A 26,611-nucleotide genomic window follows, 5' to 3' on the forward strand; every position below is an offset into this window, starting at 1 on the left:
CCCTCGCCCCACCCGCCCCCGACCTCGGCTCCCGTCCCCCGGCCCCGCCTCGGCGGCCCCGCGCGCCGCCGCAGCCCGTTCGGGTCGGGGGAGACCACGCCCGGGGCGGACGAGCGGATCGTCCTCGCAGGGGCGCGTGGCAGGGTCAGCGGGGTCCGAGGAGGGTGAGGGCGGCCGGGGGCCGGGTGGGGCGGGCGGCGTCGAGGTGGACGGTGGAGGCGCGGAGGGTGTCGGGGGTGAGGGCGCGGGGCGGTGGGGCGTCGGGGGCGAGGGTGAGCGGGGGGTGCGTGGCGGCGGCGAGGAGGTAGTTCTGGGCGGTGTCGGGCTGTCCGGGGCGGCAGGTGGCGGTGGGGCTGCCGGGGACGGCGTACGGGGCGGTCCGCAGTCCGGCCGTCCGCAGGCCGGACTCGATCTGCCAGAGGCCGTCCGGGTCGCTCCCGGCCCGGACGGCGATCCGGCCGCCGGGGGAGAGCAGCCGGGCGGCGAGGCCGTAGAACTCCTGGGAGTGGAACTTGACCGGTCCGCCGTCGGCCGGTGCGGGCAGGTCGGCGAGGACCACGTCGTACGGCCCCTCCCCGCCGGCGGCGTCCGCGCCGCGCAGCCAGGCCATCGGGTCGGCGGCGGTGGTGCGGACCCTGGGGTCGTCGAGGGAGTGGTCGCCGAGCGCGGCGAGCGCGGGGTCGGCGCGGGCGAGCCGGGGGAGGGCGGGGTCGGCGTCGACCAGCCGGACGGAGCGCACGCCCCGGTGCCGCAGCACCTCCCGCAGGGCGAGCCCGTCTCCGCCGCCGAGCAGCAGGACCCGGCTGTCCGGGCCGGCGGCCATGGCCGGGTGGACGAGCCCCTCGCTGGCCCGGTACTCGTCGGGCCCGCAGACGGCGAGCCGCCCGTCCAGGTAGAGCCGGAGCGGGCCCTCGACGGGGCCGGTGAGCACGATCTCCTGGTGGCGGCTGCGGGTGGCGTAGCGGACCTGGTCGCCGTAGAGGGCGTGCCGGGCGGCGCGTTCGACGGCGTCGGAGCCGGCCGCGGCCGCGGCGAGTGCGGCGAGGACGAGCAGGCAGCCGCCCCAGAGCAGCCGTCGTATCCGCGGGGCGGGTTCCTCCCGGAAGAGCCAGAGCACCACGGCGGAGCCGGCGAGGGCGTTGACGGCGCCGGTGAGGAGGGCGCCGTCGCCGGGGCCGAGCGCGGGCAGGATCAGGAACGGGAAGGCGAGGCCGCCGATCAGCGCGCCCACGTAGTCGGCGGCGAACAGGTCGGCCGCGGCGCGTCCGGCGTCCTCGCGGCGGATCCGCTGGATGAGGGTCATCAGCAGGGGGATCTCGGCGCCGATCAGGATGCCGATGAGACAGGTGAGGCCGACCATCGCGGTCTGGTAGTGGCCGAGCCAGGCCCAGCAGGAGTAGAGGCCGAGGACGGAGAGTCCGCCGGTGAGGGCGAGGGCGCATTCGACCAGGGCGAAGGCGGTGGCGGGCCGGCGGGTGAGCCGCTTGGCGAGCAGGGAGCCGAGGCCCATCGCGAACACCATGACGGACAGCACGACGGAGGTCTGGGTGACGGTGTCCCCGAACAGGAAGTCGCCGAGCGCGACGAGTTCGAGTTCGTAGACCAGTCCGCAGGCTGCGCAGACGAAGGCGGCGACCAGGACGGTCAGGCGGGCGAGCCGGGGGCGGGATCGCAGCCGGGACCGACGGCGGGCGGGCAGGGGCGCGAGGCCGTGCCCGGGCCTGGGTGGGGTGCCGTCGTCGAGGTCCACTCGCGGGCGGGCGGGTGGACCGGCCGGATGGTTGATCACGAACAAACGCTAGGGGACGTGCGGGACGGATGGCTGCGCCCATCCGACGGACAGCGGACGGTATCGGATTGACGAATCGTTCCTGCGTGCGATTCAGGAGCCTGCGCCGTGCAGCGTATGCCCGGCTCGGTGTGCGTGCCCGGGGTTTCGGCGGTCATGCTCCGGACACTACGAGTGAGGAGCGGGTGCACACCAGTTGGCCCTCCTGCGGGTAGGCGTGCCAGGTCCGCCAGAGCAATCGGTCGGTGCCGCCCTGGGTGACCAGGGCGGTGAAGGCGCTGGGATCGCCGGGGAAGACCCCGGCGAGGCCCCTCGGGTGGCCCTCGACCAGGGCCAGCAGCTCCTGGGCGCGGGCCGCGAAGTCGTGCGGCGGCAGCGCCTCGATCCGGGCGGCGAACTCGTACTCCCAGCCGCCGACCTGTTTGGCCACCCGGGCCGGCAGCGGGGTGCGGCGGCCGGGCAGGCAGGCGACGGTCTCCAGGCAGTGGCCGGGACCGGCGTCGATCACCACCTGGTGCGAGGCGCCCAGCAGCCGCAGCTGGAGCGTGCCGGTGGGGTGCGGACGGCCGCCTCCGTCGAGTCTCAGGTCGCGGACCGCCAGAGCGGGCAGCGGCTCGCCGCCGAGGCACCAGGCGAGGTCACCGGCGCGGGTGTCCGTGTAGGAGGTCTGCAGTGTGGTGAGCATGCTCGGCTCCGCGTTTCAGCTCCGTGCGCGCCCACCGAGCAGCAGCGAGTAGGCCTAGGCGATGGCGAGGCTGTTCGTGGCTGTACGGCCCTGGGCGCGGCCGACCGTGGAAGGAAGGATTCCGGCTGGAGATTCAGCAGCAGAGAAGCACGAATACGCCGGGTCCGCCGGTGATTTACCCAACTTTGTCAAGCATTCACCGTTTCGAGCACACCCGCTTCCCGGCTCTGATCGACCCGGTGTGCGACTCTGCACAGCGCGCGCCCCTGTCGCCGGGTTGTGCGCCGTGCGCGCCGGTCGTGCGCCGTCAGCGCGCATCACGCGCCGCCGCCCTCCTCGCGGGGTGCGGGGAGGGCGGCGGTTCCGTGCCGGAGGGGCGGTCGGTTTTGCCTTGGTGGCACGAAGTGGGTAAGCGGCGAAGGGGAGTTGATGGAGCGTCAGAACAGCTGTCCGGGGGTTCCCGCTGCTGTTCGATCGGCGTGGAAGGGGGCGCGCGGGGCCCTCAGAGGCGCTGCAGACGAGCCACGGCCTCCTGGAGGACGTCGTCCTTTTTGCAGAAAGTGAAGCGGACCAGGCTAAGGCCGGCCTCGACGTCGTCGTAGAACACGGCGTTGGGGATGGCGACCACCCCGCAACGCTCGGGCAGGGCGCGGCAGAACGCGATGCCGTCCTTCTCGCCGAGCGGGGTGATGTCGGTGGTGACGAAGTAGGTGCCCTCGGGGGTGAAGACCCGGAACCCCGCCGCCGCCAGGCCGTCGACCAGCAGGTCGCGCTTGCGCAGCAGGTCGGCGCGGAAGGCCTCGAAGTACGTGTCGGGCAGCCGCAGCGCTTCGGCGACGGCGTACTGGAACGGGCCGGCGCTCACGTACGTCAGGTACTGCTTGGCGGTGCGCACGGCCGCGACCAGGGCCGGGCTCGCGGTGACCCAGCCGACCTTCCAGCCGGTGAAGGAGAAGGTCTTGCCGGCGGAGGAGATGGTGACGGTGCGCTCGCGCATGCCGGGGAGGGCGGCGATCGGGTGGTGGGTGGCTCCGAAGACCAGGTGTTCGTAGACCTCGTCGGTGACCACCAGCAGGTCGTGCTCGACGGCGAGTTCGGCGATGGTAGCGAGCTCGTCGGCGGTGAGGACGGTGCCGGTGGGGTTGTGCGGGGTGTTGATCAGCAGCAGCCGGGTGCGCGGGGTGATCAGGGCGCGCAGTTCGTCCAGGTCGGGGCGGAAGGTCGGGGCGCGCAGGGTGAGCGGGCGGCGGACGGCGCCCGCCATCGCGATGCAGGCGGCGTAGGAGTCGTAGAAGGGCTCCAGGGCGATGACCTCGTCCCCGGGCTCGAGCAGCGCCAGCAGGGCCGCGGCGATGGCCTCAGTGGCGCCGGCGGTGACCAGCACCTCGGTGTCCGGGTCGTACGCGAGGCCGTGGAAGCGCTGCTGGTGCTCGGTGACGGCGGTGCGCAGCTCGGGGATGCCGGGGCCGGGCGGGTACTGGTTGCCGCGGCCCTCGCGCAGGGCCCGGACGGCGGCCTCGCGGACCTCTTCGGGCCCGTCGGTGTCGGGAAACCCCTGGCCGAGGTTGATCGAGCCGGTGGCCGTGGCCAGGGCGGACATCTCGGCGAAGATCGTCGTGCCCATCCCGTCCAGTCGGCGGTTCAGCAGCGGCCTGGTTCCCATCGGGGCTCCTCACACGGGTCGTCGTCGCGCCCATCCTGGGACAGCCGGGGGCGGGGGACAAGAACGGCCCGCCACCGACGCGAACGCGGTGGCGGGCCGTACCGGAGTCGACCGGTGCGTGCCTCGTGGGGCCGGACGGGGCAGGGCGGGGCCGGGCCGGGCGGTTTCCCGGCGGGTCCGGCCGGACCGGGCGGGATCAGGCCTCGTCGGTGCCCTCGGGGGCCTCGCCGTCCTCGCCCTCGATCTCGTTCTGCAGGCCGAGGCGCTCGACGATCCACTGCTCGAAGCCGACCGCGGCCTGGGTCCAGTTGGCGGTGGTGGTCACGAAGTAGTCCAGGTTGACGCCGGTGCCGACGATCATCTGGGCCTCGCCGATCAGGCGGACCACGCCGTCCTCGTGGGTGTGGGTGTAGACCTTGGGCCACAGGGTCTCGCGGTTCCACTCGTCGATCAGGTCGAGGATCTCGCCCTTCTTCTCCAGCGGGTACGCGCGGTCGTAGAAGGCGCGGACCGCGAAGAGCTCCTTCTGCTCGCCGCGGAACATGTAGTAGACGCGGAAGCCCTCCCAGGGCGCGGTGAGGTCGCCCTCCTCGTCCACGACGTGCTTGAGCTGCATCTGGTCGAGCAGCTGGGCGACCAGGCCCTGGTCCGGGACGATGATCGGCGGCGGGCCGGCCGGCTGACCGCCCTGGCCGCCGGGCTGACCGCCCTGGGGCACGCCGAAGGACGGGATGGACGACGGGTCGATGCTCATGGGGGTCCTCTTCCTCAGTGCACGTGGTGGCCGGCAATGAGAGGCCGCCCTTTCCACCTCCCATCCTGCCTCATCCGGGCCTCCGCTCACAGGGGCACCCGGGGGTCCGCCGATCTTCGTTCCGGCGCTGATCGGAGGGCCTCGGGGGCGGCCGGGGGGCACCGGTCACGGAGGGTGGCCGGGGGTGGGGCGGGGGCGGCGCCGAGGGGGCGCGAGTGAGCCACGTCACGCGCCCGGGGCGCGGGTTCGCCTGCCGTGCGAACCGGATGCGGTTAGCGTGCGACGGAACTCACTTCACGCAAAGCCCGTCCCGTACGGGCACGTTGAGCCGGCCTGAGTTGAGGGGGGAACACACGTGGACGGAACGGTGACGGGGGAGGGCGCATCGCTCGGGGCGCTGCTGCGGACCATCCGGCTGGACCGGGGGATGACGCAGGAGCAGCTCGGTGACGCGACGGGGTTGAGCGTGCGGTCGATCCGGGACCTGGAACGGGGGGTGTCCTGTCCACGGGTGTCGACCTTGCGGCTGCTGACCCAGGCGTGGAACCTGCCGGACGCGCAGGGGGCCGAGCTGCACCGGCTGGCGCGCAGCTGGCGGGACCGGTCGCGGCGGCGGCTGCGACGGGGCGCGGCCGAGTGACCGCGGCGGCCGGGTGACAACGGCGGCCGGGTGACTGCGTCTTCCGGGTGACCGAAGCTGCCGGGTGGGCGCGGCGGCCGGGACCATGACGCCCGGGTGAGCGCGGCGGCCGGGACCGTGACGGCCGGGTGACCCGGACGTGACGGCGGGCCGTTCCCCTCCGCCCGGAGAGGACCGGAAGGGAACGGCCCGCGCGCACCGCGCTACTTCTCCAGCGGCCCCCGGCCGCGGACGGTCAGCCCGTCGCCCTCCTCGTTCCGCTCGACCAGGACGGTGTCCCCGTCGTGCACCGCGCCGGACAGGATCGCCCGGGCCAGCTGGTCGCCGATCGCCGACTGCACCAGCCGGCGCAGCGGCCGCGCGCCGTACGCCGGGTCGTAGCCGGCGAGCGCCAGCCAGTCACGGGCGGCCTCGGAGACTTCCAGGGTGAGCCGCCGCTCCTTGAGCCGCTCGCCGAGGCGGGCCACCTGCAGGTCCACGATCCGGCTCAGCTCGGCGGTGCCCAGCGCGTCGAAGACCACGATGTCGTCCAGCCGGTTGAGGAACTCCGGCTTGAACGCGGCGCGGACGGCGCCCAGCACCAGCTCCCGCTTCTCCGCCTCCGGGGTGGCCGGGTCGACCAGGTACTGGCTGCCCAGGTTGGAGGTGAGGATCAGGATGGCGTTGCGGAAGTCCACCGTGCGGCCCTGGCCGTCGGTGAGCCGCCCGTCGTCCAGCACCTGGAGCAGGACGTCGAACACCTCGGGGTGCGCCTTCTCCACCTCGTCCAGCAGGACGACGCTGTACGGGCGGCGGCGGACCGCCTCGGTGAGCTGGCCGCCCTCCTCGTAGCCGACGTACCCGGGCGGGGCGCCGACCAGGCGGGAGACCGAGTGCTTCTCGCCGTACTCGCTCATGTCGATCCGGACCATCGCCCGCTCGTCGTCGAAGAGGAAGTCGGCGAGCGCCTTGGCGAGTTCGGTCTTGCCGACACCGGTCGGGCCGAGGAAGAGGAAGGAGCCGGTGGGCCGGTCCGGGTCGGCGATGCCGGAGCGGGTGCGGCGCACCGCGTCCGACACGGCCTGCACGGCCTCCGTCTGGCCGATCAGGCGACGGCCCAACTCCTCCTCCATGCGCAGGAGTTTGGCGCTCTCGCCCTCCAGCAGCCGGCCGGCCGGGATGCCCGTCCAGGAGGCGACCACGTCGGCCACGTCGTCCGGGCCGACCTCCTCCTTCACCATGGGGGCGGTGGCGGACCCGGCCTCGGTGTCCGCCGTGGCGGCGCGCTCCTGGGCCTCGGCGAGCTCCGCCTCGGCGGCCGGGATCTCGGCGTACATCAGCTTGGACGCCCGCTCGAAGTCCCCGTCGCGCTGGGCGCGTTCGAGCGCACCCTGCAGGTCGTCCAGCCGCTCCTTGAGCTCGCCGACCCGGTTGAGGCTCTTCTTCTCCTGCTCCCACCGCGCGGTGAGCACGCTCAACTGCTCGTTCCGGTCGGCGAGATCGCGCCGCAGCCGGGCCAGCCGGTCGACCGAGGCCGGGTCGGACTCCTTCTCCAGGGCCAGCTCCTCCATCCGCAACCGGTCGACGGAGCGCTGGAGTTCGTCGATCTCGACCGGGGAGGAGTCGATCTCCATCCGCAGCCGGGAGGCCGCCTCGTCGACCAGGTCGATCGCCTTGTCCGGCAGGAAGCGGGCGGTGATGTAGCGGTTGGACAGGGTGGCCGCGGCGACCAGGGCGGCGTCCGAGATCTGCACCTTGTGGTGCGCCTCGTACCGCCCCTTGAGGCCGCGCAGGATGGCGATGGAGTCCTCCACGCTGGGCTCGCCGACCATCACCTGCTGGAAACGGCGCTCCAGGGCCGGGTCCTTCTCGATCCGCTCGCGGTACTCGTCCAGCGTGGTCGCGCCGACCATCCGCAGCTCGCCGCGGGCCAGCATCGGCTTGAGCATGTTGCCCGCGTCCATCGCGGAGTCGCCGCCGGCGCCCGCGCCGACCATGGTGTGCAGCTCGTCGATGAAGGTGACGACCCGGCCGTCGGAGGCCTTGATGTCGTTCAGGACGGCCTTCAGCCGCTCCTCGAACTCGCCGCGGTACTTGGCGCCCGCGACCATCGCGCCGAGGTCCAGCGCGACCAGCCGCTTGCCGCGCAGCGACTCCGGCACGTCGCCGGCCACGATGCGCTGGGCCAGGCCCTCGACCACGGCGGTCTTGCCGACGCCCGGCTCGCCGATCAGCACCGGGTTGTTCTTGGTCCGGCGGGAGAGCACCTGGACCACCCGGCGGATCTCGTGGTCCCGGCCGATGACCGGGTCGAGCTTGCCGTCCCGGGCCGCCTGGGTGAGGTCGGTGCCGTACTTCTCCAGCGCCTTGTAGGTGCCCTCCGGGTCGGGCGAGGTGACCTTGCCGCTGCCCCGGACGTCCTTGAACGCGGCGAGCAGGGCCTTCGGCGTCGCGCCCTGGTGCACCAGCAGCTCGGCGACCGGACCGCCCTCGGCGGCCAGGCCGACCATCAGGTGCTCGGTGGAGACGTACTGGTCGTCCAGGTCCTCCGCGCGTTTGCCGGCCTCGGTGAGCACCGCGAGGGTGTCCCGGGCGAGCTGCGGCGCGGCGACCGTCGAGCCCATCGCGCTGGGCAGCGCGGCGGCCTGGCGGCGCGCCTCGGCGTCGATCCGGGCGGCATCCGCCCCGACGGCCTCCAGCAGGGGCCGGGCGATGCCCTCGGGCTGCTCCAGCAGGGCGGTCAGGATGTGCACCGGCTTGACGTCCGGGTTGCCTGCCGCGCCCGCCTGCCGGATCGCGGCGGACAGGGCGTCCTGCGTCTTGGTGGTGAACTTGCTGGCGTCCACTGCTGGGGGATCCTCCCTCGTCGTCCTGCACGGTTCGCTGCGCCCGCAGGTGCCGCGCGTTCCACGGCGTCCTGCGGGCCTCTGCGTGCGTCTGCTACGTCTGCGTCTGCGTCTGCTAGGTCTAGGTCTGCTGCGTCTGCTGCGGTCTTCTACGGCTTCTCGGCGTCTGCTGTTTCCAGCATGCACTAAGTTGAGTCTATTCCACTCAACTTTCCGGTGAACGTTCCAGGGGCCGGGCCCCGGCCCGGTTCACCTCCGGGCCGCCCGCGCGGCGGAGCTGGTGCGGCTCCTGCGGGTCAGCCCCAGCAGCTCCCGCGCCGGGCCGCCCGGCCGCTGCCCGGCCGGCCAGACCGCGCGCAGCGGCCGCCGCAGGTCCAGCCCCTCCGCCAGCGGCACCTCGACCAGCCGCCTGGTCGCCAGCTCCTCCACCACCGCCAGCTCGCTCAGGCAGACCGGCCCGGCCCCCGTCATCGCCGCCGCCTTCAACGCGGTGGACGAGGCCAGTTCGAGGCGGGGCCGCGCGGCGCCCCCGTACGGCCGCAGCGCGGTCTCCAGCACCTCCCGGGTGCCCGAACCGGGCTCGCGCAGCACCAGGGGGGTGGCCGCCAGCTCCGGACCGGTCAGCGGGGTGCGGCGGCGTGCCCACGGATGGCCGGGTGCCACCACGACGACCAGCCGGTCCGCCGCCACCACCGCGCCGGCGAGGCCGGGCGGGGTGCCCGGGCCCTCGACGAAGCCGAGGTCGGCGTGCCCGGCCAGGACGTGCCCGGCGACCTCCGCCGAGTTCGCGGTCCGCAGCGTCACCGCGGTGCCCGGACTGGCCTCGGCGAGCCCCATCAGCCATCCCGGCATCAGGTACTCGGCGACGGTCAGGCTGGCCACCACCCGCAGCTTGGCGTCCCGGCGCTCGCGCAGCGCGTCGATCCCGGCGTCCAGCGCCTGCGCCGCCTCCACCACCTGCCGGGCCCACTCGACCACCAGCCGGCCCGCCTCCGTCGGCCTGCTGCCGCGCGGCGAGCGGTCCAGCAGCGGGACGCCGATCTGCCGCTCCATGCCCTTGATCCGGGCGCTGGCGGTCGGCTGGCTGACGCCCAGCTCGGCCGCCGCCCGTCCGACGCTGCCCAGCCGGGCCACCGCGAGCAGCAGTTCCAGAGCGCCGAGTTCGGGGACGTGCGGGGAGAGGGCCATAGGTTCAGGCTATGCCCCCATAGATTCCCCGGCGCTACCGGCGGCCCGGTCCGGGGCGGAAGGTGGGGAGCATGTCCGCCTTGGCCGAAGTCCGCCCCCTGACCCGCCCCGCCGTCCGCCGCTCCCGGTACGACCTCTCCCAGCTCGGCCCCAACTGGTACGCCGCCGTGATGGGCACGGCGATCCTCGCCAACGGCGCCGCCGCGCTGCCCGTACGACTGCCCGGGCTGACCGGTCTCGCCGAGGTGACGTGGGCGCTCGGCCTGGCCGCGCTGCTGGTGCTCGGCTCGGCCCGGCTGGTCCACCTCACCCGGCACCGCGCGGCCGCCCGGGCCCACCTGCTGGAGCAGCCGGCCGTCGCCGTCTTCTACGGTTGCCCGCCGATGGCCCTGCTGTCGGTCGGCCTCGGGACGCTGCTGGTCGGCTCCCGGGTGATCGGCACCGGTCCGGCGGTCGCGGTGGACGCCGTGCTGTGGGGCGCCGGGACCCTGTACGCGCTGGCCGTCGCCGGCGGCATCCCGTACCTGATGATCACCCGGCACCGGATCTCCGCCCTGGAGTCCAACCCGACCTGGCTGCTGCCGGTCGTCGCCCCGCTGGTCGCCTCCGCCTGCGGCCCGGCGCTGGTCCCGCACCTGCCGGCCGGGGCACCGCAGCAGGCCATGCTGTACGCCTGTTGCGGGCTGTTCGGGATCGGACTGCTGGCGACCCTGGTGCTGCTGCCGGTCGTGTTCACCGGGCTGTTCCACAGCAAGCTGCCCACCCTGGTGCTCACCCCCTCGCTGTTCCTGGTGCTCGGCCCGCTCGGCCAGTCCGTCACCGCCGTCCACCAGCTCGCCGACGCCGCCCGCCCGGTGCTGCCCGCACTGGCGCCCGCCATGCTCGACCTCGCCGAGCTGTACGGCGTCGCCGTGATCGGCGTCGCCCTGCTCTGGCTGGCCGTCGCGCTCGCCGCCAACCTGCGCGCCCGCCGGGCCGGGATGCCCTTCGCGATGACCTGGTGGGCGTACACCTTCCCGATCGGCACCTGCGTCACCGGCACCTCCGCGCTCGCCAGGCACACCGGCTTCGTGGGCTTCACCGCGCTGGCCGCCGGGCTGTACCTGCTGCTGGCGGTCGCCTGGGTGCTCGCGGCGGGTGGGACGGCGGCCGGGCTGGCGCGCGGCCGACTGCTGGCCCGCTGAGCCCGGCGGGCGGGTGGCGGAGCCGAGCGAGCACCGCGCGTAGACACGCAGCTCAGGCGAGCACGCCGCCGTTGCAGGAACGCGCAGCCGAGAGATGACCGTGCACTGCCAACCGGCGGTACCGCCGGGCGCCGTCCACACCCCCCGCTGGCCTCGGGCTTTACCGGAATCCGGGCCGCCGCCCGACTCCCCGCTCCCCCACCGGCCTGCAGATAGCTGCAATTGCGCGAACCTGCACTCGGACGGCACTTGTTCACCGGCCGTCACGCTGTGAGGGTGGAGACACGTCAAGTCGTCCGGGCGACCGCAGCCCGATGACGGCGATTGCTCTTCGGTACTGACCGCCGGCGCACGAATCCGGCGCCGGTGGAACGGGGGGAGAGAAGAGCACCGCCCGGGGACCATGTGTGGTGATGGCCTCCGGGACCGGAGCCGTCGAGGCGTTGCTGCTCCGCCTCGACGGAATCGCCGTGTCCTTGACGTACGGACGGCGGCCCCCGGAGGCCCCGGTGCGACGGCACCCGGGGCCCGGGGCCCGCCGTCCCGCCCGGTACCGTGACCGCCGACCGCGTGATCACGCCGTGCCGACACCCGGTACCGTGAGCCCGCCCGGCCCCGGTACCCGCGGCTCGCGCCACGGGGGAGCGCGGGCGGCACCAGGGGAGCGGCATCCGGCAGGGAGAGTGCGACGTGACGGCGGAACAGACGGTCGCGCCGCACCAGGCCGGGCCCGTGGGCGGAGAACCCGACGAGGCCGCCCAGCAGCTGTACCTGGCGATCATCGCCGAGGGCGGCCGCATCCCCTGCGCGGGCGTCGCGGACACCGACCGCGGCCCCCTCCAGCAGCTCATCGACATCGGCCTGCTGATGGTCAACCCGGTGGACCGCTGCTACACCGCCGTCAGCCCGCGCTCGGTCAGCGACCGGCTCGGCGCCGAACTCCGCAGCGAGGCCACCCGCCTGCTGGTCCGCGCCGAGAACCTCCCCGGCGCCCTGGACGGCCTCACCCGCGCCTACGACGCGATGCCCCGCCCCTCCGGCCGGGCCGGCGGCGCCGTCCACGTCGAGGGGCACGTCCACATCCGCCAGCGGATCTCCCAGCTCGTCTCCGACTGCCGCTCCGAAGTCCTCACCGCCCAGCCCGGACACCGCCCCGCCGACACCCTGCAGGTCGCACTCCTCCAGGACGTCCAACTCCTCCAGCGCGGCTGCTCACTGCGCACCATCTACCAGCCGATCGCCCTCGCCGAGCCGCCCGCCCTCGCCTACGCCGCCGAGGTCACCCGGCACGGCTCCCTCATCCGCGTCCTCGACGAGCCCTTCCAGCGGCTCATCGTCTTCGACCGGAGCGTCGCCGTGATCTCCGCCAGCGAGGACAACAGCACCGCCGCCTTCATCAGCGACCCCGCCACCATCGCCTTCCTGGTCGGCACCTTCGAACGCGACTGGGCCCGCGCCGACACCACCGAAGCCGCCGCCGCCCTCGGCCAGGGCCCCGCCCGCACCATCCCGGACCGGGTCGGCCGCCTCCTCGCCCGCGGCCTCACCCAGCGCGCCGTCGCCACCCGCCTCGGCCTCAGCGAACGCACCGTCGCCGCGCACATCTCCCGCCTCCGCGACCGCTACGGCGCCCAGACCCTCTTCCAACTCGGCTGGCTGATGAGAGGCGCCCGCGATGACCGATGAACCCGCCCCCGCCGAACGCCCCGCCCTCGCCGCCCACTTCGACCGCGACTGGGCCCGCGCCACCCCCGCCGGCCGCCACCTCGACCCCCCGCACCCCACCGCCCTCCGCATCGGCCGCCTCCTCGCCCGCGGCCTCACCCAGCGCGCCGTCGCCACCCGCCTCGGCCTCAGCGAACGCACCGTCGCCGGCCACATCGCCCGTTTCCGGGAGCTGCACGAAGCCGAGACCCTGTTCCAGCTCGGCTGGCAGATGAGGGGTGAGCACCAGTGACCGACCTCGGCTTCGCCCTTCCCGATGCCGATGCCCGCGGGTTCTACCAGGCTGTCCTGCGCGATGGCGGGCGCATTCGGATCGCCGAGATTCCGCCGGAGGACGGAGAGACAGTGCAAGCCCTGCTGGAACTGGGGCTGCTGAAGCCCTACATCTCCGACGGCTCGCTCAGCGCAGTCGACCCGCGCTCGGTCACCACCCGGATCGGCACCGACCTGCGCGCGGCGGGCGCCCGTCTGTTGCGGCAGGCCGAAGGACTACCGGACGTGTTCGGCGACCTGATCGCCGCCTACGATGCGGCGCCCCGCCGCCCTGGCCGCACCGGGGCCACCCGAGTCGTCGAAGGCATGGAGAACATCCGGCACCTGATCTCCCAACTGTCCGCAGAACTCCGCCACGAGGCGCTCACCGCCCACCCGGGCGGCGCCCGCCCGGCGGAGGCCGCAGACGACACCGTGGACCACGTCCGCGGCTTCCTGTCGATGGGCGGGTCGATCCGCACCCTCTACGAGTCTGCGGCCAGACTGGACCCCGCTACGGCTCAACTGGCCGCCAGGCTGACCGAGATCGGATGCCACATCCGCGTCGCGCCCTCCTCGCTCTCCCAACTGATGATCTTCGACCGTACCGTTGCCGTGGTCTCCATCACGGCGGACCGGGCCGGCGCGGCGGTCATCGAAGATCCGGCCGTGGTCGACTTCCTGGTACGCGACTTCGAACTCCACTGGCAGGACGCCGAAGGCGTCAACTGGGTGTCCCTCGCTGCCGGTGCGATCGAACCGCCCGTCTCCGACCAGGTCGGCCGCCTGCTCGCCCGCGGCCTCACCCAGCGCGCCATCGCCTCGCGCCTGGGCCTCAGCGAACGCACGGTGGCGGGCCACATCGCCCGCCTGCGGGAGCTGCACGACGCCGAGACCCTGTTCCAGCTCGGCTGGCAGATGAGGGGAGCCCGTGATGCCTGAGCTCGACCTGTCCGAGGCCGCCCGCGAGCTCTACCGGGAGATCCTCAATGAAGGCGGGCGCCTCCACATCGGTGACATCCGCCCCGAGGACGAACCGACGGTCAAGCAGCTCACCGACCTCGGCCTCCTGGCCTTCCGCATCGCCGACAGCGCCTACAGCGCGGTGAACCCGCGGGCCGTCGGCGAGCGGATCGGTGCCGGCCTCCGCGAGGAGAGCGCCCGCCTGCTGGCCCGGGCCGCGCTGGTCCCGGACCTGCTGGAGGACCTTGCGCAGGCCTACGATGCGGCGCCCCGCCGACGTCCGTCGGGCCGTGGCATCCGGCGGGTGTCCGGCATGGTCGAGATCCGTCACCTGATCTCGCAGACGACCAGGGACTACCCGCACGAAGCGCTGGCCGCCCAACCAGGCGGGCCTCGTCCGCACGACCACATGGCGGACGCGCTGGACCAGGCCCGCCGCTACGTCGAGGGAGGGGTGCCATGCTGACCCTCTTCGAGCCCTCGGCCTGCTCCGACCCGCGAACCGTCGAGTACGCCGCGCAGTCCACGCGGCTCGGTGCCCCGATCCGGCTGCTGGACGGACCGTTCACCAGGACGCTGATCTTCGACAGGGCCGTCGCGCTGATCCCGGCCACCGTCGATCACACGGTGGCCGCTGTGGTGGAGGATCCGGCGATGGTCGCCTACCTGGTGGGCGTCTTCGAACGGCAGCGGGAGCAGGCCCAGGTGGTGGACTGGGAGGCGCTCGCCGACGGATCCGCAGGGTCCACGCCCCTGGAGCAGGTGGGTCGCCTGCTCGCCCGAGGGCTCACGCAGCGGGCGATCGCCAGCCGGATGGGGCTGAGCGAGCGTACGGTCGCGAGTCACATCGCCCGGCTGCGTGAGCTGTACGACGCGGAGACGCTGTTCCAACTGGGGTGGCAGATGCGGGGAGCCCGGACGGGGGAGTCCGGTGGCTGAGCGCTGCTCAGCCGGTGGCGGCCGGCCAGTAGCCGGGGACCGGGGGCTGCTGCCGGGGGACGTTGAACTGCTCGCCGGGGGCGGTCCAGAAGCCCTCGCGCAGGGAGAGGGCCATGCCGGCCCAGTCCAGGGCGGTCTCGACCGTGTGGTTGAGGGCCTCCTGCGACCAGGTGTCGTCGAAGACCAGCGGCAGGACGGGGGCGACCTGCTCGATGGTGGCGATCAGCGGGTTGTGGGTGATGGCCTCGTCGACGAGGAGGACGATCGGCTTCCGCAGCGCCGAGGCCCAGCCCAGCTCCAGGCTCACACCGGCCGAGAGTGGCGCTCCCACGTAGGCGAACACGAGGTCCGCGGACTGCAGGGCGCGGAAGTCGGAGGGAACGCGGGGCTCCGGGGCGCGGCCGGAGATGGTCCAGGCGTCACTGTGGTGCGCGCTGTACACGGCGGCACCGCTGCGGAGCAGGGTGGTGCGGAGCGTCGTCAGCCGCGTCCGGCTGGCGAGCGTCACCACACTGTCGGCCGGGCCGGTCAGCCGCATCAGCGGCGCGGCCAGGAACACACGCGCACGCCGGCCCTCAGGGGCACTGTCGAGGTGACGGGTAGTGGAGCCCTGGTAGTGGTCAGTCATGTCGACTCCGTTGAAAGGCCGACCGGGTCGGGGACGGGTCCCAGTGGCTGCTGCTGTTTGGGGTGATACGCGCGCTCATAGCTGTTGTGCTTGCGTGCATTATTGATGTGGACACATCCGTCTGCGTCGCGCTTTGGGTGGCGATCAGTCGGTGCACTGATCGTGTCGCTGCGCCTGCCTGCGAGTCCACTGGTGCGAGGTGTCATCTCGCTGCCTGGCAGCGAGATGACAGGCTGACCGCCTTCGCAGCACCTTGGGGCTTTGGAAGAGTTGCGCTGGGGGTGAGCGTCGCAGAGGTCCCTCGATGACACGTTCGGGATTGTGCAGCATAATCAGCGCTGCAGCTCATGCGAGGCCGATTGGCTGAAAGCTCAACGTTGTCGGAGAGGGAGTGGTCACAGTGCCAAAGGCGCGCCGGTTCGCGACCGCAGTGGTACTGGCTGTAGCGGCGATCCTGCTCGGTTCGACTTCTGCGCAGGCTGACGTGATCTGGACGACGCCACAGGCCCACGCCCAGCAGCCGTCGTCCGCTGTCGCGCAGATGCCGCTCGTGGCAGCCCAGGCAGACGATGTGATCTGGACTTGAGCTGGGCTCAGTAGGGCGTCTCGTTCTCATTGAACAGCGGCATGGCACGTCGGCTTTCCGCCAGTTTCCATCCGAGCTGGAACAAGGTGTCTGCGGCGTGTTCTTCCCGCATTTCCGCGATGTGTCTGGCGAGCGTGCGTTCACTCAAGCCGAGATTTCTGGCGATGACGCGGTGGCCGATGCCTTGCAGCATCATTCCGACGATGTTCTCGCGCAGTCTTGACACAACTTCTGGCGGGACGTCTAGGCCGCCCTGGAAAGGTATGGCCCGCTCCCAGAAGCTCTCGAACAGGCTGACCATGAAGCCGATCACAGCCTCGTCCTGAATGAACGCCGCTCGGTGCTGGTCGCCCGTAACGGGAATGATTGCGGCGGTGCGATCAACGATGATCATTCTCGTGAAGGGCTCGCCCAATGTGCGGACCTCACCGCCAGCGGTGGTCATGGCTGCGACGTACTCCCGTGTAGGCGCAGAATACCGTGTGCTCGGCTGGTACAAGGTCCGCCGCGAGACCCCCCGGCGAAGCATCTCGGTGTCCAGCGCGATCGCTGCCTCTGTGGGGAACGAGCGCGAGCCTCCGCCTGGCTGGGCGCTCAGCACTTCCTCACGACTGCTCTCCATGAGTTCAACCAGCCGACGATTGATCTCCGCTAGGCCGTGAAGGTGTTCGATAGGACCGCCATCGCGCCCACTGCTTACTCCATTTCCGTAAGCTTGAGCGAGTTCTTGGAAGTCTGATGGCAACGCAGCAGCCCGACTGAGCAGATCAAGCGCCTTGCGTTGCCACACGGCTGTGAGGCTGTTGGTGAGATGCTTCGGGTCGACGGCGACAAGCATTCCGGGATTCTCTACGTCAGGCACCAGCAAGCCGATATCGACCAATTCGCGGAGATGGTCGCTGCACTCCTCGACCTCAGCCGGGATCACTCTGCCGTGTTCTTGAACAACAGCCTTATAGAGTGATCTGGCTTCGGGAGAGAGCTGAGTGTGCGCGTTGGTCATGGGACCGGATGCTTCAGCCCCACCCATCTGTCGCTCCTTGCCCTCGGCGGGGGCCTTTCGGCCTTGCTAGGTCGTACTCCCGTGCCAGATTTCCGATGCAACTGTCGCACAGTCATTCGCCAACGCGCAGCTGAACTGGCACCCACCCGGCAGGAAGGAGGGTGCCACACCGAAGCTGCCGCCGGCACCCCCCGGACAGGAGGGGGCCGGCGGCGGGGCCGTGCGGGGTGTCGGTCAGCGCTTGGGGCGCCAGACGACGAGGGCGCTGGACTGGGGGGTGGGGGGCTGGTACGGGACGAGGTCGCGGCGGTAGGAGGCGTGGACGGCGGCCTCGCGCTGCTGGAGGGCGGTGGCGGCGCCTTCCAGGGAGTCGACGAGTTCGGCGACGCGCGACTGGAGGGCGGCGACCTGGTTCTCCAGCTCGATGATCCGCTTGATGCCCGCCAGGTTGATGCCCTCGTCCTGGGAGAGCCGCTGGACCTCGCGCAGCTGCTGGATGTCGCGGGCGGAGTAGCGGCGCCCGCGGCCGGCGGTGCGGTCGGGGCAGACGAGGCCGAGGCGGTCGTACTGGCGCAGGGTCTGCGGGTGCAGGCCGGACAGTTCGGCGGCCACCGAGATGACGTACACCGGGGTGTCCTCGGTGAGGACGTACTGCGGTGTGGCCGAGGGGGCCCGGCGGGGGCGGCGGGTGCCGCCGCCGGGGAGGCCTTCGCCGACGCCGGGGGCGATCGGGCCCTCGGCGTTGAGCGGGTCGATCGGGTTGATCGGGTTCATCGGGGACATCTGGTCGTCACGCTCCCTTCGCCGCCCGGAAGAGGGCGGCTCGCGGATCGTCGGAGGCGGTGGCCTCGCGGTACTGCTCCAGGGCGTCCAGCGCGTCGCCGGTGACGTGCTGGGGCACCACGACCTCGACGGTGACGAGGAGGTCGCCGCGGGTGCCGTCCTTGCGGGTGGCGCCCTTGCCGCGGGCGCGCATGGTGAGGCCGTTGGCGCTGCCCGGGGGCAGCTTGAGCTTCACGGAGGGGCCGCCGAGGGTGGGGACCTCGATGGTGGCGCCGAGGGCGGCCTCGGGGAAGGTGACCGGGACGGTGACGGTGAGGTTGTCGCCCTTGCGGCCGAAGACCGGGTGCGGGTCGACGTGCACGGTGACGTAGAGGTCGCCGGGCTGGCCGCCGCGTTCGCCCTGGGCGCCCTTGCCCTTGAGCCGGATGCGCTGGTCGGCCTGGACGCCGGCCGGGATGCGGACCTGCATGGTGCGGGCCGAGCTGGCCCGGCCGCTGCCGTGGCAGTCGGTGCACGGGTCGTCGACGATCATGCCCCGGCCGCGGCAGTCCTTGCACGGCTCGGAGAGCGCGAACGCGCCCTGGCCGCGGCTGACGGTGCCCGCGCCGACGCAGGTGGGACAGACCCGCGGGGTGGTACCGGACTTGGCGCCGGTGCCGTTGCAGGTGCGGCAGGGCGCCTGGCTGGTCATCCGCAGCGGGACGGTGGCGCCGTCGACCGCCTCCTCGAAGGAGAGCGTCACCTCGGTCTCGACGTCGGCGCCGCGCCGGGGCTGGGCCTGCCGGGGGCCGCCGCGGTTGAAGAGGCCGCCGAAGACGTCGCCGAGTCCGCCGCCGCCGCCCTGGTTGCCGCTGAAGAGGTCGCCGAAGTCGAAGCTGTAGCTGCCGGTGCCGCCGGGGCCGCCGGCCCGGAAGCCGCCGTTGGCGAAGAGGCTGCGGGCCTCGTCGTACTCCTTGCGGCGCTTCTCGTCGGACAGGACGTCGTACGCCTCGGAGATGTCCTTGAACCGCTCCTCGGCCTTGGTGTCACCCTTGTTGGCGTCGGGGTGGAACTCGCGCGCGAGCTTGCGGTAGGTCTTCTTGATCTCGGTGGCGGTGGCGTCCTTGGGCACGCCGAGGACCTTGTAGTAGTCCTTCTCGACATAGTCCTTGCCACTCACGGCTCGCGCCACCTCCCGATGTCCGTCGTCACTGCACTGAGGGTGCTGTCGACAGCGGTGGAACGCGCCGCCGTCGACAGAGCGCTGCGGAGCCGGCCGCCGTACTGGCCGGCGTACGACTCCGCAGCGCACTGGTTGTCAGCTGTCACAGGTGGTCAGCTGTCCGAGCCACCGTCGGACTTGTCCGCTTCGCCGGACTTCGCCTCGGTGTCCGGGCCGGCGGCCGTCTGGGTGCCCGGCTGGGGCTCCGCGACGGCGACCATCGCCGGGCGGATGATCCGCTCGCCGATGCGGTAGCCGGGCTGGAGGATCTGCACGCAGGTGTCCTCGGTGACGTCCGAGGAGTAGCTGTGCATCAGCGCCTCGTGCATGGTCGGGTCGAAGGGCTCGCCCTCCTTGCCGAACTGCTGCAGGCCCAGCTTGGCGACGACCGTCTCCAGGGACTCGGCGACGGACTTGAAGCCGCCCGTGACCTCGCCGTGCTCGCGGGCGCGGCCGATGTCGTCCAGGACCGGGATCAGGGACTCCAGGATGTTGGAGACCGCGATCTCGCGGACGGTCAGCCGGTCGCGCTCGACCCGCTTGCGGTAGTTCTGGTACTCGGCCTGCAGGCGCTGCAGGTCGCCGGTCCGTTCGGCCAGTTCGCGCTTGGCGGCGGCGAGCTCCTCCGGGGCGCCCTCGGCGGCACCCGCCGCCGCGGCCTCCTCGGCGGCCTTGATCACGGCCTCCTCGGCGGCGGAGTCGTCGCCGGGCTTGCCGCCCTGCGGCTTGTCCGTCATGCCGACGCACCGCCCTTGGGCTTCTCGTCGTCCACGATCTCGGCGTCGACGACGTCGTCCTCGGCCTTGGCCTGGGTGGAGTCGCCGGCCGCGGCGGCACCGGCGGCGTCGGCGTTGGCGTAGAGCGCCTGGCCGAGCTTCTGCGCGGTGGTGGAGACCTTCTCCGAGGCCTCGCGGATCTTCGCGATGTCCTCGCCCTTCAGGGCCTCCTTGAGCTCGCCGATGGCGCTCTCGACCTCGGTCTTGACGTCGCCCGGGAGCTTGTCGGAGTTGTCGGCGATGAACTTCTCGGTCGAGTAGACGAGCTGCTCGGCGGAGTTGCGGGTCTCCACGGCCTCGCGGCGCTTGTGGTCGTCCTCGGCGTACTGCTCGGCCTCGCGGCGCATGCGGTCGACCTCGTCCTTCGGCAGCGAGGAGCCGCCGGTGACGGTCATCTTCTGCTCCTTGCCGGTGCCGAGGTCCTTCGCGCCGACGTGCATGATGCCGTTGGCGTCGATGTCGAAGGTGACCTCGATCTGCGGCAGGCCGCGCGGCGCCGGCGGCAGGCCGGTCAGCTCGAACATGCCCAGCTTCTTGTTGTACGCCGCGATCTCGCGCTCGCCCTGGTAGACCTGGATCTGCACGGACGGCTGGTTGTCCTCGGCCGTGGTGAAGATCTCGGAGCGCTTGGTCGGGATCGTGGTGTTGCGCTCGATCAGCTTGGTCATGATGCCGCCCTTGGTCTCGATGCCGAGGGACAGCGGGGTGACGTCGAGCAGCAGGACGTCCTTGACCTCGCCCTTGAGGACACCGGCCTGGAGCGCGGCGCCGATGGCGACGACCTCGTCCGGGTTGACGCCCTTGTTGGCGTCCTGGCCGCCGGTCAGCTCCTTGACGAGCTCGGCGACGGCCGGCATGCGGGTCGAGCCGCCGACGAGGACGACGTGGTCGATCTCGGAGAGCGAGATGCCGGCGTCCTTGATGACGTTGTGGAACGGGACCTTGCAGCGCTCGAGCAGGTCGGCGGTCAGCTGCTGGAACTGGGCCCGGGTGAGCTTCTCGTCCAGGTGCAGCGGGCCCTCGGCGGAGGCCGTGATGTACGGCAGGTTGATCGAGGTCTCGGAGGACGAGGACAGCTCGATCTTGGCCTTCTCGGCGGCCTCGCGCAGACGCTGCAGGGCCATCTTGTCCTTGGACAGGTCGACGCCGTGGCCGGCCTGGAAGACCTTGACCAGGTGGTCGACGACGCGCTGGTCCCAGTCGTCGCCACCGAGGTGGTTGTCACCGTTGGTGGCCTTCACCTCGACGACCCCGTCGCCGATCTCCAGCAGGGAGACGTCGAAGGTGCCGCCGCCGAGGTCGAAGACCAGGATGGTCTGGTCGTCCTTGTCGAGGCCGTACGCGAGGGCGGCCGCGGTCGGCTCGTTGACGATGCGCAGGACGTTGAGGCCGGCGATCTCACCGGCCTCCTTGGTGGCCTGGCGCTCCGAGTCGTTGAAGTACGCCGGGACGGTGATGACGGCGTCGGTGACGGTCTCGCCCAGGTACGCCTCGGCGTCGCGCTTCAGCTTCTGCAGCACGAAGGCCGAGATCTGCTGCGGGTTGAAGTCCTTGCCGTCGATGTTGATCTTCCACCCGGTGCCCATGTGGCGCTTCACCGAGCGGATGGTGCGGTCCACGTTGGTGACCGCCTGGCGCTTGGCCACCTCGCCGACCAGGACCTCGCCGTTCTTCGCGAAGGCCACGACGGACGGCGTGGTCCGCGCACCCTCGGCGTTCGTGATGACGGTGGGCTCGCCACCCTCCAGAACGCTGACGACCGAGTTCGTCGTGCCGAGGTCGATGCCGACCGCGCGTGCCATCGTAGATACCTCCACGGAAGAGTTGAGCTTTACAGGCTCAAGGATGCACGACCCCCACGGCAGCGTCAACAGCTATGAGTGCGGTCCGCTCAACTTTGCTGAGCGCGGGCGGCCGAGCCGGCGCGGCGCGACGGCCGAGCGGGTCATGGTGGGGCGGGGCGCGGGTGTGGTCACGTGACTGCCGCCATAGCTTGGGAAGCTTCTGGGGAACTGTTGCCGACCGGTAATGTCCGGGCCGTCGGCCCGGCAAGTTACCGACCAGTACACTCAGCTCCGTAGGACCGGGAACCGCAGGACCCGCAGGACCCGCAGACACTGCTCAACCGCAAGCCGCAGGAGACGGAGAGCGATGCAACTAGCAGCGATCGTCATCTCGCTGGTCACCTTCGTGATCGGCACCGCGCTCGCCCTCCGTGCGGCGTGGCACATCTTCAAGGTGGTGCTGACCGGCGCGCCGGATTCCACCCGCTTCGGGAAGCCCGCCCAGCGCGTGAAGACCGTCGCGGTCGAGTTCGTCGGCCACACCAGGATGAACCGCTGGGGGATCGTCGGCATCGCCCACTGGTTCGTCGCGGTCGGCTTCTTCAGCCTGGTGCTGACCCTGGTCAACGCCTTCGGCCAGCTCTTCGACGCCGACTTCGCGCTGCCCGTCATCGGGCGCTGGACGGTCTGGCAGCTCTTCGTCGAACTGATCGGCACCCTGACCACGCTGGGCATCGCGACCCTGATCGTGATCCGGCTGCTGAGCCTGCCGTCCCGGTCCGGCCGCAAGTCCCGCTTCGCCGGCTCGATCGCCTGGCAGGCCTTCTACGTCGAGTACACGATCCTCGGCATCGGCATCTGCATCCTGATGCTGCGCGGCCTGGAAGGCGCCCTGGAGAACGTCGACTCGTACGGGCTGGAGCACCTGGTCTCCTACCCGATCGTCGCCGCGTTCGACGGGGTGTCGCACGGCACGCTGGAGAACCTGATCTACGTGTTCGCGATGCTGAAGATCTGCATCTCGTTCGCGTGGGCGATCACCATCGGCATCAACCCCTCGATGGGTGTGGCCTGGCACCGCTTCCTCGGCTTCTTCAACATCTATTTCAAGCGCGAGGAGGACGGCGGCACCGCGCTCGGCGGGCTCCGTCCGATGACCAGCAAGGGTCAGCCGATCGACTTCGAGGACCCGGCCGACGACGCCGTCTTCGGCGTCTCCCAGGTCGAGCACTTCTCCTGGAAGGGCATCCTCGACTTCTCCACCTGCACCGAGTGCGGTCGCTGCCAGTCGCAGTGCCCCGCCTGGAACACCGGCAAGCCGCTCTCGCCGAAGCTGCTGATCATGAGCCTGCGCGAGCACGCCTACGGCAAGGCCCCGTACCTGCTGGCCGGTGGCGGCAAGGACATGGAGGGCACCGAGCAGGCGACCCCCGAGCAGCTCAAGGACGTTCCGGCGGCCGCGCTGGCCGAGGCCGAGCGCCCGCTGATCGGCACCGCCGAGGAGAACGGCGTCATCGACCCGGACGTCCTGTGGTCCTGCACCACCTGCGGCGCCTGCGTCGAGCAGTGCCCGGTGGACATCGAGCACATCGACCACATCGTCGACATGCGCCGCTACCAGGTGATGATCGAGAGCAACTTCCCGACCGAGGCCGGGACGATGCTCAAGAACCTGGAGAACAAGGGCAACCCGTGGGGCCTGGCCACCAAGGCGCGCCTGGACTGGGTCAAGGAGCTCAAGAAGGAGACCGGCATCGAGGTGCCGGTGATCGGCGAGGACATCGACCCGGCCGAGGTCGAGTACCTCTACTGGGTCGGCTGCGCCGGTGCCCTGGAGGACCGCGCCAAGAAGACCACCAAGGCCTTCGCCGAACTGCTGCACACCGCGGGCGTGAAGTTCGCGATCCTCGGCAAGGAGGAGACCTGCAGCGGTGACTCCCCGCGCCGCCTGGGCAACGAGTTCCTGTTCCAGATGCTCGGCGCGCAGAACGTCGAGACGCTGAACGCCGCGCTGGAGGACGCCCCGACCAAGCGGATCGTGGCCACCTGCCCGCACTGCTTCAACACCATCGCCAACGAGTACCCGCAGCTCGGCGGTCACTTCGAGGTGATCCACCACACCCAGCTGCTGCAGCACCTGATCGACGAGGGCAAGCTCGTCCCGGTCAACCCGGTCGAGGGCCTGATCACCTACCACGACCCCTGCTACCTGGGCCGCCACAACAAGGTCTACAGCCCGCCGCGCGAGATCATGGACAAGGTCCCCGGTCTGCGCCAGCAGGAGATGCACCGTCACAAGGAGCGCGGCTTCTGCTGCGGGGCCGGCGGCGCCCGGATGTGGATGGAGGAGCGCATCGGCAAGCGGATCAACACCGAGCGCGTGGACGAGGCGCTGTCGCTCAACCCGGACATCGTCTCCACCGCCTGCCCGTTCTGCCTGGTGATGCTCTCCGACTCGGTCAACGGCAAGAAGAACGAGGGCGCGGCCAAGGAGAACCTGAAGGTGGTCGACGTGGCCCAGCTGCTGCTCGACTCCGTGAAGGCCACTCCGCCGGCCGAGACCGAGGAGCGGCCCGCGACGGTGGACGCGTAGCGTCCCCCGCCGGACAGCCCCGCTGTTCGACAGTTCTGCTACAACTGCCCGGCCCGGTGGACGCCGCCAACGCGCCCGCCGGGCCGGGCTTTTGGCCCGTTCCGACGGCCCGCGGCGGTACGGCGGGCGAACCGGGGGTGACGTCCGTCGCACAGGGGCCGGACGGGCATTCGGTCGGAAGGAAATACAGTAGGCGCCGGACCGGCTCCGAGCCGGTCGACCCGTTCCGGACGGGTCCAGCACACCGACGGAGACATCGGCCCGCCGGGCCGGGCCGCAGAGACCACAAGGGGAACAGCGCAGACCATGACCGAGGCGATCATGCTGGTCGGTGGTAAGGGCACGCGACTGCGTCCGCTGACCACCCACACCCCCAAGCCCATGCTGCCGGTGGCAGGCGTCCCGTTCATCGCGCACCAGCTGGCCCGTGCGGCCGCCGCCGGGGTGACCCGCGTGGTACTGGCCACCTCGTACCTGGCCGAGGTGTTCGAGGACCACTTCCAGGACGGCACCCCGTACGGCATCGAGCTGGTCTACCTGACCGAGCGGGAGCCGCTGGGCACCGGCGGGGCCATCCGCAACGCCGCCTCCGGCCTGACCTGCGGCCCCGACGAGCCGGTCCTGGTCTTCAACGGCGACATCCTGTCCGGCGTCGACATCGCCGCCCTGCGCGACGGCCACGTGGCCGCCGGGGCCGACGTCACCCTGCACCTGACCCGGGTCGAGGACCCGCGCGCCTTCGGCCTCGTCCCGACCGACGAGAACGGGCGGGTGCTGGAGTTCCTGGAGAAGCCGGAGACCCCGGAGCAGATCGTCACCGACCAGATCAACGCCGGCTGCTACGTCTTCACCCGCTCCGTGATCGACCGCATCCCGGTCGGCCGCGAGGTGTCCGTCGAGCGCGAGACCTTCCCCGAGCTGCTCGCCGGCGGAGCCCTGCTGCGCGGCGTGGTCGACACCTCCTACTGGCTGGACCTCGGCACCCCGGCCGCGTTCGTCCGCGGCTCCGCCGACCTGGTGCTCGGCAAGGTCGACTCCCCGGCCGTCCCCGGACCGACCGGTGAGGCCCTGCTGCTGCCCGGCGCCACCGTCCACCCGGGCGCGGTGCTCAGCTGCGGCACCGTGGTCTCCGAGGACGCGGTCGTCGAGGCCGGCGCGATCGTCGAGGGCAGCGTGATCCTGCCGGGCGCCGTGATCGGCCCGGACAGCCTGGTCAAGGACTCCATCGTGGGCGCCTACGCCAGCATCGGCGACCGTTCGGCGCTGGACGGCGCGGTGATCGGCGACGGCGCGATCGTGGAGCCGGACAACGAGCTGCCGAACGGCATCCGGATCGCCTGCGGCACGCTGCTGCCGGTCGGCGCCGTCCGCACCTCGGCCGGCCCGGGCGGCTGCCCGGCCGGCACCAGCGCCGCGGCGGCGGTGCACGGGCCGTCGGTCACCGCGCAGCGGTAGCCGGCGCCCCAGGGCCGCCCCGGGATCCCAGGGCGGGCTTTCGGCCCCGTTCGTCTCAGCCTGGCTGCAAACCGGCCCCGGCTCCGTCCGGGGCCCACGCGGCTTGGGCCGGACGGGTACCTTCAGAGCGTGGCTGGTAATCGATACGACAGCGGTCAGGGTGCCGACCGCCCGCACGGCGGGTGGTCGGCGCCTTTGCCCCCGCCGGCGGGGGCGCCCGGGGGGTACGGGCGGACGGACGGGCCGGAGTACTTCACGGCCCCGCACCCGGCCGCCGCCGACGGACCGGGGGGCGCGGCCGGCGCCGGGCACGACCCGTACGCGGCCGACCGACCGGGCAGCACCCGCGCGTTCCCGACCGGCGACCCGTACGCGGGCGGCGGCCCGTACGGGCAGCAGCAACCGCCGCACCACGGGTACGACGACCGGGGCGGCCACCCGGACCAGGGCCAGTACTGGGACCAGGGCCGGTACCCGGACCAGTACGCCCAGTACCCGCCGTACGAGCAGCAGCCCTACGAGCCGCAGCAGGCGCCGTACGGCCGGGACAACGTCGCCGTCTACCGGGCCGGCGGCCAGTCCTCCCCGCACGTGGCCGGCCCCCGGCCGCACTGGCGCGAGCTGTTCGTCGGCCTCTTCCGCAGTCCGACCGCGATGTTCGACCGCACCCGCGACCACCAGGTCTGGCTGCCCGCCCTCACCGTCTCGCTGCTGTACGGCGCGCTCGCGGTGCTCGGCATCGGGCTGACCCACGACGACATCGTCAACTCCACCTTCACGGTGGCGCTGACCGGCATCCTCGCCGCCGCCATCGGCTTCACCGTGGCCGGCGCGCTGTTCGGCGCGGTCACCTACGGGCTGGCCCGCCAGCTGGGCGGCGACGGCCCGTGGAAGTCGACCGTCGGCCTGGCCGCGCTGATCGGCTGGCTGACCGACGCGCCCCGACTGCTGCTCGACCTGGTGCTGCCCTCCGGCAGCGTCGTGGTCCAGGTCGTCGGCTGGGCGACCTGGGGGCTCTGCGCGTTCCTGCTGACCAGCATGGTCCGACGGCTGCACGACCTGCCCTGGGGCAAGGCCGCCGCCGCCTCGGCGCTGCAACTGCTCGCGCTGCTGGTGCTGATCAAGCTGCCGACACTGGGCTGACGGACGAAGGGCAGAATGGGACGGGCCGCGGCCGAGCGCCGGGGCCCGTCCA

Annotated in this window: 21 protein-coding genes and 1 pseudogene; 10 read left to right on the forward strand and 12 right to left on the reverse strand. The window is 72.0% G+C overall.

Annotation, left to right across the window (positions count from 1 at the left end; translation table 11 throughout):
* Nucleotides 1-145 precede the first annotated feature (145 nt).
* The 4 genes from ACZ6Y7_RS01820 to ACZ6Y7_RS01835 all read right to left on the reverse strand — a co-directional run bounded on the left by ACZ6Y7_RS01820 (nucleotide 146) and on the right by ACZ6Y7_RS01835 (nucleotide 4,891).
* A complete protein-coding gene (locus tag ACZ6Y7_RS01820) occupies nucleotides 146-1,789 on the reverse strand; it encodes a polyamine aminopropyltransferase (protein ID WP_465755892.1) in 1,644 nt (547 codons plus the stop codon).
* 154 nt (nucleotides 1,790-1,943) lie between these two features.
* On the reverse strand, nucleotides 1,944-2,474 hold the full coding sequence (locus ACZ6Y7_RS01825; protein WP_465755893.1) for a DUF2617 family protein: 531 nt from the start codon (nucleotides 2,472-2,474) through the stop codon (nucleotides 1,944-1,946).
* A gap of 502 nt (nucleotides 2,475-2,976) precedes the next feature.
* Entirely contained in the window at nucleotides 2,977-4,137 is a 1,161-nt protein-coding gene (locus tag ACZ6Y7_RS01830) for a pyridoxal phosphate-dependent aminotransferase (protein ID WP_465755894.1), read from the reverse strand.
* A 196-nt stretch (nucleotides 4,138-4,333) separates the two neighbouring features.
* The gene (locus ACZ6Y7_RS01835) at nucleotides 4,334-4,891 is read right to left on the reverse strand and encodes a type III secretion system chaperone family protein (protein ID WP_465755895.1); all 558 of its coding nucleotides are present in this window, start codon (nucleotides 4,889-4,891) and stop codon (nucleotides 4,334-4,336) included.
* 355 nt (nucleotides 4,892-5,246) lie between these two features.
* On the opposite strand from ACZ6Y7_RS01835, the gene ACZ6Y7_RS01840 reads away from it, so the two are divergent.
* Entirely contained in the window at nucleotides 5,247-5,531 is a 285-nt protein-coding gene (locus ACZ6Y7_RS01840) for a helix-turn-helix domain-containing protein (RefSeq protein WP_465755896.1), read from the forward strand.
* Nucleotides 5,532-5,734: 203 nt separating this feature from the next.
* Here the strand turns inward: ACZ6Y7_RS01840 and clpB are convergent, their stop codons facing one another.
* Both clpB and ACZ6Y7_RS01850 read right to left on the reverse strand, forming a co-directional pair.
* Nucleotides 5,735-8,356: an ATP-dependent chaperone ClpB gene (clpB, locus tag ACZ6Y7_RS01845; RefSeq protein WP_465755897.1), complete on the reverse strand. Its 2,622-nt coding sequence runs from the start codon at nucleotides 8,354-8,356 to the stop codon at nucleotides 5,735-5,737.
* A 249-nt stretch (nucleotides 8,357-8,605) separates the two neighbouring features.
* Nucleotides 8,606-9,544, reverse strand: a complete 939-nt coding sequence (locus tag ACZ6Y7_RS01850; protein WP_465755898.1) for a LysR family transcriptional regulator — start codon at nucleotides 9,542-9,544, stop codon at nucleotides 8,606-8,608.
* A gap of 71 nt (nucleotides 9,545-9,615) precedes the next feature.
* On the opposite strand from ACZ6Y7_RS01850, the gene ACZ6Y7_RS01855 reads away from it, so the two are divergent.
* The 6 genes from ACZ6Y7_RS01855 (at nucleotide 9,616) to ACZ6Y7_RS01880 (ending at nucleotide 14,607) form a co-directional block, all read left to right on the forward strand.
* Entirely contained in the window at nucleotides 9,616-10,728 is a 1,113-nt protein-coding gene (locus ACZ6Y7_RS01855; protein ID WP_465755899.1) for a TDT family transporter, read from the forward strand.
* A gap of 690 nt (nucleotides 10,729-11,418) precedes the next feature.
* Nucleotides 11,419-12,414, forward strand: a complete 996-nt coding sequence (locus ACZ6Y7_RS01860; protein WP_465755900.1) for a LuxR C-terminal-related transcriptional regulator — start codon at nucleotides 11,419-11,421, stop codon at nucleotides 12,412-12,414.
* Nucleotides 12,404-12,685, forward strand: coding sequence for a helix-turn-helix domain-containing protein (locus ACZ6Y7_RS01865; RefSeq protein ID WP_465755901.1), 282 nt, complete (start codon nucleotides 12,404-12,406; stop codon nucleotides 12,683-12,685). Before ACZ6Y7_RS01860 ends, ACZ6Y7_RS01865 begins: the two co-directional genes overlap by 11 nt.
* Nucleotides 12,682-13,647, forward strand: a complete 966-nt coding sequence (locus ACZ6Y7_RS01870) for a LuxR C-terminal-related transcriptional regulator (RefSeq protein WP_465755902.1) — start codon at nucleotides 12,682-12,684, stop codon at nucleotides 13,645-13,647. Before ACZ6Y7_RS01865 ends, ACZ6Y7_RS01870 begins: the two co-directional genes overlap by 4 nt.
* On the forward strand, nucleotides 13,640-14,134 hold the full coding sequence (locus ACZ6Y7_RS01875) for a hypothetical protein (protein WP_465755903.1): 495 nt from the start codon (nucleotides 13,640-13,642) through the stop codon (nucleotides 14,132-14,134). The genes ACZ6Y7_RS01870 and ACZ6Y7_RS01875 overlap by 8 nt, the downstream gene beginning before the upstream one ends.
* Nucleotides 14,128-14,607, forward strand: coding sequence for a helix-turn-helix transcriptional regulator (locus tag ACZ6Y7_RS01880; protein ID WP_465755904.1), 480 nt, complete (start codon nucleotides 14,128-14,130; stop codon nucleotides 14,605-14,607). The genes ACZ6Y7_RS01875 and ACZ6Y7_RS01880 overlap by 7 nt, the downstream gene beginning before the upstream one ends.
* A 7-nt stretch (nucleotides 14,608-14,614) precedes the next feature.
* On the opposite strand, the gene ACZ6Y7_RS01885 is transcribed toward ACZ6Y7_RS01880, so the two are convergent.
* The 6 genes from ACZ6Y7_RS01885 to dnaK all read right to left on the reverse strand — a co-directional run bounded on the left by ACZ6Y7_RS01885 (nucleotide 14,615) and on the right by dnaK (nucleotide 21,386).
* Nucleotides 14,615-15,235, reverse strand: a complete 621-nt coding sequence (locus ACZ6Y7_RS01885) for a hypothetical protein (RefSeq protein ID WP_465755905.1) — start codon at nucleotides 15,233-15,235, stop codon at nucleotides 14,615-14,617.
* Between the two features lie 593 nt (nucleotides 15,236-15,828).
* Complete coding sequence (locus tag ACZ6Y7_RS01890; protein WP_465755906.1) at nucleotides 15,829-16,824, reverse strand: TrmB family transcriptional regulator; 996 nt, start codon at nucleotides 16,822-16,824, stop codon at nucleotides 15,829-15,831.
* Nucleotides 16,825-17,058: 234 nt separating this feature from the next.
* The gene (locus ACZ6Y7_RS01895; protein ID WP_465756459.1) at nucleotides 17,059-17,598 is read right to left on the reverse strand and encodes a heat shock protein transcriptional repressor HspR; all 540 of its coding nucleotides are present in this window, start codon (nucleotides 17,596-17,598) and stop codon (nucleotides 17,059-17,061) included.
* Nucleotides 17,599-17,614: 16 nt separating this feature from the next.
* Nucleotides 17,615-18,766, reverse strand: coding sequence for a molecular chaperone DnaJ (gene dnaJ, locus ACZ6Y7_RS01900; RefSeq protein WP_465755907.1), 1,152 nt, complete (start codon nucleotides 18,764-18,766; stop codon nucleotides 17,615-17,617).
* Nucleotides 18,767-18,921: 155 nt separating this feature from the next.
* Nucleotides 18,922-19,545, reverse strand: a complete 624-nt coding sequence (grpE, locus tag ACZ6Y7_RS01905) for a nucleotide exchange factor GrpE (protein WP_465755908.1) — start codon at nucleotides 19,543-19,545, stop codon at nucleotides 18,922-18,924.
* On the reverse strand, nucleotides 19,542-21,386 hold the full coding sequence (gene dnaK, locus ACZ6Y7_RS01910; protein WP_465755909.1) for a molecular chaperone DnaK: 1,845 nt from the start codon (nucleotides 21,384-21,386) through the stop codon (nucleotides 19,542-19,544). The genes grpE and dnaK overlap by 4 nt, the downstream gene beginning before the upstream one ends.
* Before the next feature lie 349 nt (nucleotides 21,387-21,735).
* On the opposite strand from dnaK, the gene ACZ6Y7_RS01915 reads away from it, so the two are divergent.
* The 3 genes and pseudogenes from ACZ6Y7_RS01915 (at nucleotide 21,736) to ACZ6Y7_RS01925 (ending at nucleotide 26,559) form a co-directional block, all read left to right on the forward strand.
* Complete coding sequence (locus ACZ6Y7_RS01915; protein WP_465755910.1) at nucleotides 21,736-23,961, forward strand: (Fe-S)-binding protein; 2,226 nt, start codon at nucleotides 21,736-21,738, stop codon at nucleotides 23,959-23,961.
* A 306-nt stretch (nucleotides 23,962-24,267) separates the two neighbouring features.
* A pseudogene (gene manB / locus ACZ6Y7_RS01920) lies at nucleotides 24,268-25,341 on the forward strand (mannose-1-phosphate guanylyltransferase); the annotation flags it as partial.
* Between the two features lie 204 nt (nucleotides 25,342-25,545).
* A complete protein-coding gene (locus ACZ6Y7_RS01925) occupies nucleotides 25,546-26,559 on the forward strand; it encodes a Yip1 family protein (protein ID WP_465755911.1) in 1,014 nt (337 codons plus the stop codon).
* Nucleotides 26,560-26,611: the final 52 nt, after the last annotated feature.

It is taken from the genome of Kitasatospora sp. NPDC053308, from assembly GCF_055585785.1.

Coding starts and splice junctions, on each gene's coding strand:
- ACZ6Y7_RS01825 (WP_465755893.1), bottom strand. CDS start 2,474: ATGCTCACCACACTGCAGACCTCCTACACGGACACCCGCGCCGGTGAC.
- ACZ6Y7_RS01830 (WP_465755894.1), bottom strand. CDS start 4,137: ATGGGAACCAGGCCGCTGCTGAACCGCCGACTGGACGGGATGGGCACG.
- ACZ6Y7_RS01835 (WP_465755895.1), bottom strand. CDS start 4,891: ATGAGCATCGACCCGTCGTCCATCCCGTCCTTCGGCGTGCCCCAGGGC.
- ACZ6Y7_RS01850 (WP_465755898.1), bottom strand. CDS start 9,544: ATGGCCCTCTCCCCGCACGTCCCCGAACTCGGCGCTCTGGAACTGCTG.
- ACZ6Y7_RS01855 (WP_465755899.1), top strand. CDS start 9,616: ATGTCCGCCTTGGCCGAAGTCCGCCCCCTGACCCGCCCCGCCGTCCGC.
- ACZ6Y7_RS01865 (WP_465755901.1), top strand. CDS start 12,404: ATGACCGATGAACCCGCCCCCGCCGAACGCCCCGCCCTCGCCGCCCAC.
- ACZ6Y7_RS01875 (WP_465755903.1), top strand. CDS start 13,640: ATGCCTGAGCTCGACCTGTCCGAGGCCGCCCGCGAGCTCTACCGGGAG.
- ACZ6Y7_RS01880 (WP_465755904.1), top strand. CDS start 14,128: ATGCTGACCCTCTTCGAGCCCTCGGCCTGCTCCGACCCGCGAACCGTC.
- ACZ6Y7_RS01885 (WP_465755905.1), bottom strand. CDS start 15,235: ATGACTGACCACTACCAGGGCTCCACTACCCGTCACCTCGACAGTGCC.
- ACZ6Y7_RS01890 (WP_465755906.1), bottom strand. CDS start 16,824: ATGACCAACGCGCACACTCAGCTCTCTCCCGAAGCCAGATCACTCTAT.
- ACZ6Y7_RS01895 (WP_465756459.1), bottom strand. CDS start 17,598: ATGAACCCGATCAACCCGATCGACCCGCTCAACGCCGAGGGCCCGATC.
- grpE (WP_465755908.1), bottom strand. CDS start 19,545: ATGACGGACAAGCCGCAGGGCGGCAAGCCCGGCGACGACTCCGCCGCC.
- dnaK (WP_465755909.1), bottom strand. CDS start 21,386: ATGGCACGCGCGGTCGGCATCGACCTCGGCACGACGAACTCGGTCGTC.
- ACZ6Y7_RS01915 (WP_465755910.1), top strand. CDS start 21,736: ATGCAACTAGCAGCGATCGTCATCTCGCTGGTCACCTTCGTGATCGGC.